Annotated in this window: 8 protein-coding genes; 6 read left to right on the plus strand and 2 right to left on the minus strand. The window is 68.1% G+C overall.

Going from position 1 to position 7,526, the window contains the following annotated elements; all coding sequences use genetic code 11:
• The 6 genes from HUU96_RS08255 to HUU96_RS08280 all read left to right on the plus strand — a co-directional run.
• Positions 1-1,516 (plus strand): DEAD/DEAH box helicase (locus tag HUU96_RS08255; protein ID WP_174292353.1); only part of this gene is annotated, 1,516 nt, incomplete at its 5' end.
• Between the two features lie 86 nt (positions 1,517-1,602).
• Entirely contained in the window at positions 1,603-2,331 is a 729-nt protein-coding gene (locus HUU96_RS08260) for a multiubiquitin domain-containing protein (RefSeq protein ID WP_174292354.1), read from the plus strand.
• Positions 2,331-2,714 (plus strand): E2/UBC family protein, encoded by a 384-nt coding sequence (locus tag HUU96_RS08265; protein WP_174292355.1) that lies wholly within the window; start codon positions 2,331-2,333, stop codon positions 2,712-2,714. The genes HUU96_RS08260 and HUU96_RS08265 overlap by 1 nt, the downstream gene beginning before the upstream one ends.
• A complete protein-coding gene (locus HUU96_RS08270; protein ID WP_174292356.1) occupies positions 2,711-4,060 on the plus strand; it encodes a HesA/MoeB/ThiF family protein in 1,350 nt (449 codons plus the stop codon). The genes HUU96_RS08265 and HUU96_RS08270 overlap by 4 nt, the downstream gene beginning before the upstream one ends.
• A gap of 229 nt (positions 4,061-4,289) precedes the next feature.
• Positions 4,290-5,525 carry a phosphotransferase gene (locus tag HUU96_RS08275; protein ID WP_174292357.1) on the plus strand — a complete coding sequence of 412 codons (1,236 nt, stop codon included), beginning with the start codon at positions 4,290-4,292 and terminating at the stop codon, positions 5,523-5,525.
• Complete coding sequence (locus HUU96_RS08280; RefSeq protein WP_174292358.1) at positions 5,522-6,055, plus strand: DUF6527 family protein; 534 nt, start codon at positions 5,522-5,524, stop codon at positions 6,053-6,055. The genes HUU96_RS08275 and HUU96_RS08280 overlap by 4 nt, the downstream gene beginning before the upstream one ends.
• Positions 6,056-6,366: 311 nt before the next feature.
• On the opposite strand, the gene HUU96_RS08285 is transcribed toward HUU96_RS08280, so the two are convergent.
• Both HUU96_RS08285 and HUU96_RS08290 read right to left on the minus strand, forming a co-directional pair.
• Positions 6,367-7,083, minus strand: coding sequence for an RES family NAD+ phosphorylase (locus tag HUU96_RS08285; RefSeq protein WP_174292359.1), 717 nt, complete (start codon positions 7,081-7,083; stop codon positions 6,367-6,369).
• Positions 7,080-7,493: an MbcA/ParS/Xre antitoxin family protein gene (locus HUU96_RS08290; RefSeq protein ID WP_368039753.1), complete on the minus strand. Its 414-nt coding sequence runs from the start codon at positions 7,491-7,493 to the stop codon at positions 7,080-7,082. The genes HUU96_RS08285 and HUU96_RS08290 overlap by 4 nt, the downstream gene beginning before the upstream one ends.
• Positions 7,494-7,526 lie beyond the last annotated feature (33 nt).

The following is a 7,526-nucleotide window of genomic DNA, read 5'->3' on the forward strand; positions in this document are numbered from 1 at the left end:
CGTGGCCGCCATCCTTGCCCACGCGCGCGGGCAGTCCGGGGCGGCACCGCTCGCCTGGTGCCGGGAAGCCGTCTCGCCCGACCTCAGCCCCGAGGGTGCCGCCGCGCTCGCTCATCATCGGGAGGTGATTGAAGGGCTCGGACCGGACACCGACCCTTGGCAAGCGCTCGCGTCGTTTCTACTCGACCGGACGCGCACCGCCGCGACCATCGCTGAGGCCGCAGACGTCGGCTCCCGCGCGCAGGGCATCGCCGTCTGGCAATTCATGAACTTCGTTCGCGCCCAACCGGGCGGCGGATGGCGCATCCAGCGGCTCCTCGACCGCATCCGGCAGCTGGTCCTCCTCTCCGACGATCGGGACTTGAGAAACCTGCCCGACGCCGCCAAGGGCATCGACGCGGTGCGGCTGATGACCATGCACGGCAGTAAAGGCCTGGAGTTCCCGGTCGTCCATATCCCGGGCATGAACCTGAACACGCTGCCGCGCAGTCCTCAGGCCCCGGCCTGTCCGCCGCCCGCTGGCCTTGTCGAAGGCGCGGACGGGCGCGGGCGCGAGATTACCGATCGGGAGCATCGCGACGAGCAGGAGTGCCTGTTCTATGTCGCCCTGTCCCGCGCCGAGGACACGCTGATCCTCTATGCGCCCGACCGTACGGCGGCGGCCGCGACACGCCAGCCCTCCCCCTTCATCGCCCGGCTCGGAGCGGACGTCCTCCGTACACGCGTTCCCATCGCCGCACCGGGCGAGGAGGTGCCACCGGAGCCCAGGACCGACGTTGTCTTCCTGGGCGAGCCAATCCTGACCGAGGTGCAGCTGGCGCTCTATGAGCGCTGCCCGCGCCGCTTCTTCTACACCCATGTGCTCGAGACCGGCGGCCGGCGCGGGACGACCTTGTTCATGGACATGCACGAGGTGGTGCGCCGGGTGACGCAAGCCCTGGCCGCCGATCCCGGTCATGCGCTCGATGCCGCCGCGATCGCGGCGCTCACCGACCGACATTGGGCGCAGTCGACGCTCGCGACCACGGGGGCCGAAGCGGGCTACCGGCAGGCGGCGGACGCAATGATCGGCTACTTCGTCCGGAGCCGCCAGGGGCGTGATCCGGGGCTCGCCGAGCCGCTGTGCTTCGACGTTCCCGGCGCGGCGATCGTCGTCAGGACGAATGAAGCGGTGGTTGAGCCCGACGGCGGCCGCGTGTTCCGCCATGTCCGGACCGGCCACCGCTCCGATACGCTGATGAGGAGCAAGGCGCTCAACGCCTTCGCGATCGCGGTCGGGCGCGCCGCGCCAGGCTGCCGCGCCGAGATCGTCTTCCTGTCGGACGAGACGTCGGAGCGGCTCGACATTAAGCCTGCCGCGCTCGGCAAGCGCGTCGACGACCTCGCCGGGTTCGTCGCTGGCATCCTGGACGGCCGCTACCCGCCCAAGGCCTCGACGCGCACCTGCCCCAACTGCCCCGCTTTCTTCATCTGCGGACCAGCGCCGTCCGGCAGGCTCGAAAAGATTCTCGCCTAGCGTTTTCCGGTCCGCCTGAACGGCGGGGATTGGTCCTTCAGAAGCCTTCGCGCGGTTGCGGCGGCGAACGTGAAAGACCTCTCCCCATGGATAACCATCCCCACGTCTCCGAACCGGACGACGACCAGCCCCGCGGCCGCGAGGCGACCTTCCGCATCCAGCTGGCGCTGGACTCGGTCGAGTTCCGCCCGCACGCCATCGACGACCCGATCCCGCTCGGCCGCCAGATCCTCAATGCGGGCGGCCTGCGGCCCCCCGAGGCGTTCAGCCTCTACACGATCCTGCCCTCCGGCGATTTCGAGGATCTGCGCCCCGACGAGGAAGTCGATCTGCGCGCCAAGGGGGCCGAGCGCTTCATCGCTTTCTCGACCGACCGCCTCTTCCGCGCCACGCTGAACGGGCGGCCAATCGTCTGGGGCGTCGCCGCGATCCCCGAGCATGCGCTGCGCGTGCTGTCGGGTATCTCCGGCGATGAGGAGGTGTATCTCGAGGTCCGGGGCGGGACGGACCAGCTAATCCCCGAGGGCGGCAGCGCCGATCTCGGCGGCCAGGGCGCGGAGTGCTTCATCACCGCGCCGAAGCCGAAGCTCTACGTCTTCATCGTCAACGGCGTCCGCTACGAGAGTAACCAGCGCCGCCTGACGGGCCTGCAGATTAAGGCGCGGGTCGCGAACTGGGACCCGAGCCACGACTTGGTGCTGGAGGGCCACGGCCACGACCCGGACCGCGTCATCGCCGACGACGAGAGCGTCGAGCTGGACGTCGAGCACGGCCCCCGCCGCTTCTCGTCGGTGCCCAAGGCGAACTTCGGCTGATGAACGCGATCGTTGAACGCCAGCTCGCGCAGCTGCGCGAGCGCTTCGGGCAGGTCGAAGCGGCCACGCTCGGAAGCGGCACGCTCCTCGTCACGGTGGCGGGCGTGCCACTCCCGCCGGGCTGGTCAGCGCGCGCCACCAGCGTCCGCTTCCTGGTCCCGCCGGCCTATCCCTTCGCCGCACTCGACTGCTTCTGGACTGACGCCGGGCTGACCTTGGCGGGTGGCGGAGCGCCGCGTGCGTCCGCGGCCAACCCGATCCCGGAGGTTGGCCAAGCCGGCCTCTGGTTCTCGTGGCACCTCACGGGGCCCTGGGACCCGAACCGCGACACGCTGTCGAGTTGGGTGAACACGATCCTTGATCGGCTAAGGCAAGCGGCATGACCGGGCTCCGTTTCGCCGCGCCCGGTTACGCCACGCTGCACGAAGCGCTGCTGCGCGAGACCGACCGGGAGACCTGTGCGGCCGCCTTCACTCACGCCAACCCTAAGCACGGCGCGTGGGTCGTTGCCGAGCCCGGCGTCGAGCTCGTTCCCGAGAGCGCCTATGAGCGCCGCGACGCCGTCTCGGCCGTGCTGAGGCCCGCCTATCTGGTGAACCTCGCCAATCGCGCCCGCGCGCAAGGCCTCGGCCTTGTCCTCGCGCACACCCACCCGCGCTGTGACCGAGCGCCCGTCTTCTCCCCAATCGACGACGCCGGTGAGGCGGAGATCAAGGCCTATCTCGATCGGCGAGCGCCGGACAGCGCCCCCCTCGCGCTGGTCGTCGGCCCAAACGGCTGCCGGTGCCGCCAGCTGGGCGCCACGACTGAGCTGCCGGTGTGGGAGATCGGCGAGACGGTGCGGCTGGTGTCCGACGCGGGCGCGGCGGCGGGCGCCAGCGTTCACGATCGGCAGATTCGGGCCTTCGGCGCTATCGGCCAGGCGATCCTGGGCAAGCTGCATGTCGCCGTGATCGGTGCCGGCGGCACCGGGTCGGTCGTCGTGCAGCAGCTCGCGCACCTCGGCGTCAGCGCCCTCACGGTCATCGACCCCGATACTGTCGAGCAGACCAACCTCAACCGCCTGGTCGGCGCGGGCCAGGGGGATGTCGGCGTGCCGAAGGTCGAGGTCGCGCGCCGGTCGGTGCTGGCGGTCAATCCCGACGCACACGTCCAGGCCGTGACCGGCGACGTCGTCGATTATGACGTTGCCCAGCGATTGGCCGGCTTCGACTTCGTCTTCCTTTGCACCGACTCCCACGCCAGCCGAGCGGTGGTCGGCCAGGCCGCCTATCAGCACCTCGTGCCGACCATCGACATGGGGGTGAGCATCACGATCGGCGCGGCGGGGGTTGAGCATGTGACCGGGCGCGTTCAGATGCTGACGCCTGGCGCGAGCTGCCTCAGTTGCACGCGCGCACTCGACGGTGAGCAGATCCGCCGCGAGATGATGACGCCGGAGCAGCGCGCGGCGGACCCCTATGTCCAGGGCCTTCACGAACCGCAGCCCGCCGTGATCTCGCTAAACTCGACCATGGCGTCGCTAGCGATCACCATGTTCCTCGGCGCGGTGACGCCGGTGCCGGCGCAGGCCCGCTTCCAGCTCTATGACGGCGTGCGGGGCACGATCAGGCCGACCGTCGCCCGCGCCAATCCGACCTGCATCGTCTGCTCCCGCGAGGGCGCGCTCGCCAAGGGAGCGTCCTGGCCGCTGCCTGTCCGCCCGCCGGAGGCGCGCGATGGACGGTGATCGCCGCGAAGTCTTGTGCCTGGGCGCGACGCTCGACAGCCCGGTGGTGCGCGAGCTTGAGAACCGCTCCTGCGTGGTCCATCTCGCCACGCCCGACAACGCGCCCGTCCCGGTAGCTCGGCTGCGCGCCGTCCTGGTCTGCTTTACGCCTGCTGACATTGAGCCCTATTGCACCTGGGTATCGACGCACGCGCGGACGCTGGCCGATTACGGCATTCGGCTGGAGTTGGTGTCGCCCGACGACGACACCCTCGGCCAAGTTCAAAGCCGGGTGGGTCCGGCGCTTAAGCTGGCGAGCGTGCGCGCTCGGACCGCCCCGCCGGTCGCCGCTCTGGCGGAGAACATCGCTCGCCATTCCGCCGGCCCGCGGCCGCGCATGGACCTGAAGATCGTCGTCGCCGACGAGCGCGAACCGATCCGCAAGGCCGACGACCCGCTGTTCCAGCGCGCTTTTCATCGGTGCCGCGAGGTGACCCTGGTCGAGCTGACCGGGGGGCGGTCCGCCGCGCGCGTGTTCGCCGCGCACATGACGGTCGAGGGCTCCGACGCGGGGGTCTGGCCGCAGCCGGCGTTCGTCAAGCTGGACCGCAGCGACAAGGTGGCGCGCGAATACGCCAACTATCGTGACTATGCGGAACGCTTCATCCCATTCGGCCTGCGCCCCAACATCCAGGCGCTGGTGGCCGGCGCCGAGCGAAGCTTGCTGGTGGGCGACTTCGTGGACCGGTCCGAGTCCCTCTGGGACCTTGCGCAGCGTGAAGTGGCAGCTCAGGCGGTCACGTCGCTGATCGACGAGACGCTGCGGGGTTGGCGCGACCAAGGCTATGCCAACGACCTTGTATCAGGCTCCCTTGCGATCGCCATGCGCGATGCGGGTCTCTGGAACCCGGAGGCGATCAAGGCCGGCTATATCGAGAAGGCGTCGGAGGCCGGGGTCCGAGTGACTCCCGTTGACCTGATGGCGACGCTCTCGGCGATGCGGCAGACGTGGCGACACGCGCCGGTCCACGGCGACCTTCACGGCGAGAACGTGCGGGTGAGGAACGGTCAGGCGATCCTGATCGACTTGGCCTCGGTCACGAGGGGTCCGATGACCGCCGACCTCGCCGCCCTTGAGACATGGCTGGCGTTCGAGCTGCCTCTCGGGGCGGACGCCACGCGCTTCGGAGACCCCGAATGGGCGCGCGAGATCGACCGGCTCTACGCGCCGACAGCCTTCCGCCACCCTCCGGGCCCTTGTGCGCCCGCAGCAAGGTTGCGGTGGATGGCGACCATTGTCCGCCAGATCCGGACGATGGGGATCGCGGCGCAATCGTGCGCGACCGAGTATCAGACGGCGGTTGCTGTGCAGCTGCTCAGACGGTGCCAGTGGGACGACGGTCCCGCTGCCGACCGTTTTCGGCGAGGTTACGGCTACCTGGCCACCGTGACCGTGATTGAAGATGCAACCGGAGGAGCGCGATGACGATGCCGGCGCGAAAAGTCCATCTGCTCGGCAACGCCTCTTATCGCGACGAGGCCGAAGCCATGCTCGCGGCGCCGGGTGACGCCGCGTTGGTCGAACGGGGCGTGCTCCGCTCGCTAGTCTTGCGTTGCCCCGACGGTTGCGGGGAGACGCTCGTGGTCAATTTTGATCCAAGGGCTGGCAAGGCGTGGCGCCTCTATCAGCGACGCGGAGCCGTCTCGGTCTATCCATCCGTCTGGCTAGATGGCGGTTGCGAAAGCCATTTCATCATCTGGAAGGACCGCATCCTCTGGTGCGACGTCTTCGAGGAAGGCAACGAGGAGCCGGACTACGATCCGGCAATCGAACCGCTGGTCCTGGACGCCTTGCCGGCCGATCGCTTCGTTGATCCCGCCACGATCGCCCAGGAACTGGACCTCATCGTCTGGGACGCCGGCAAGGCACTTCGACGATTGGTGGCGCGCGGAGACGCACGCGAGGGCGTCGGCTCCTTAAAAGGCACGTTTGGACGGATTCCCCAAGATGTGTGAGTTCTTGGCGCCCGATCTACGGCATTCTATCGAGGCATCAACCTCTTGCGGTGAGGAGTTATGAACCGGCTGATCGCGCCTCCGGCGGTTCCTGGCGGTTCCCGCGTATGTTGCGCCTTCCTCGCGTGCCGAGGGTGAGCGCAACATCGGAGTAGAATATCCGTTTGATCTAGCGAATGGCGCCCGGACCGGTTCGAATCTTCAATATCGGTTGAACCTGGGTCTAATAATGAAGCGATTGACCGGAAAGCAGACTTTCTGAACGTCCGCTACGGTCAATACCGGTCAGCTGCCTTGTGATGTTGTGTACGTCATCTGCTAATCCTGAAGAGTTTGCCCGTGTCCACCTCGCGGTAGAGGTCCACGCGCGCACCATCCCAGTGATAGTCAAGGTGGCGACCCTGCACGGGATCGAAGGCGAGGTCGGGATAGAAAAGCGCGGCGCACTGGCCGTCCGGATCTCGTCGGCTCGGGTAAACGAGCCCCTTAGAGACGCCTGAGCGTAGGCCAGCCGCGAGCCGCTGCGACTCGACGTAGTCATCGGGATCGAGTGCCGGCCCGAACGCAGGATTTCCGCCCCGCAGATCGTGAAGGGCGGCTTCGACACTCATGACGAGCTCCCGAAACTGCGACGTCCAGCCCGGCACCTCGTTGGTCTGCGCCATGAAGCAGGCATGGTGGTGCATCGTCTCGAGGAGCGCCGTCTCGAACGTCTTGGCGACGTAGAGCACGCCATAGGTCCCGTCGGAGAACCGGCTAGGCCGGTCGGGGCTGACATGCGTGAACGGCGCCATGAGAAAGGTCGCGCCTGGTCCCGAGACGCGGCGCCCGGTCGGCACGAGATCGAGGTTGCCGAGCGTCTCCATGAGGCGCGGGTTGGTCTTCTGCTCGGCGGAGATGAGAAGCGGCCAGTCTTCCGGGTCCGCGATATCCTCGAACAGGTCGATGGGAGGATAGAGGCTGCGGATGATCCGTCGGGCGCCCGTCCATCGAACGTGGGAGACCGGCACCCGCGAGGGGTCGATCACCAGGCGCCACGCTCCGCATCGAGGTATCGGCGAACGCGCATGAGGTCGGTCAGCTCGCCGCCGAGCATGACGTCGAGAGCCGAGCGACCTCCGAAAGCCTCGTTGTTCGCCTTGATCCACGCATAGCCACGAGGCCCCTCCCGGAAGATGATCCGCAGGGCCTTGTGGATGCCGAGGAGGTTTGAGAGGCGCGCCTTGCCGTCCCGGCCGAACCGGCCGGTCTCTCCGGCTTTCCAGCGGGCGAACGTGCGACGCGGGAGGTCGAGGATAACGGCGGCCTGATCGTCGGTGACGCCCCAGGCCCGAAACAGATTGAGGGCAGCCCGGAACATCGCAGCCGCCTCCTGATCGGTGATCGGCTCCGGTGAGAACGGCGCGGGTTCGTTGACGACACGGGTGAGTGTGGGCACGACGGCTCTCCTGCCATTTGACACCATCTAAGC

This window comes from Sphingomonas bacterium, assembly GCF_903644135.1.
Classification (GTDB): Bacteria; Pseudomonadota; Alphaproteobacteria; order Sphingomonadales; family Sphingomonadaceae; genus Sphingomonas.